Annotated in this window: 1 pseudogene; it reads right to left on the bottom strand. The window is 79.4% G+C overall.

The features are described 5' to 3' along the window. Window positions 1-247 (bottom strand): annotated as a pseudogene (locus C7C46_RS33550) (MFS transporter); the annotation flags it as partial.

Raw genomic sequence — 247 nt, 5'->3', positions numbered from 1 at the left:
CGCCGCCGCCCGGGGCGGGAACCCGCGCTTCCCCAGCCCGGGCATCGACACGTTGGGCCCCGCGATCGCCCCCCCAATCACCACGCAGCCCGCGTACAGGCCCGGCACCGAGGGCACCACGCGCAGCAGCACGCCGGCGCCCAGCCCCAGCACCGCGCCCAGCACCCCCCGCTCGGTGCCGAACCGCCGGGTCAGCCGCGGGGTGAGCGGCGCGCCGACCCCCTGGAAGAGCACCGGCACGGTGGTG

The sequence above is a fragment of the Streptomyces tateyamensis genome, from assembly GCF_003205575.1.
Lineage (GTDB): Bacteria > Actinomycetota > Actinomycetes > Streptomycetales > Streptomycetaceae > Kitasatospora > Kitasatospora tateyamensis.
The sequence above is the reverse complement of the archived record's forward strand: the minus strand, read 5'-3'. Positions and strand labels throughout refer to the sequence as shown.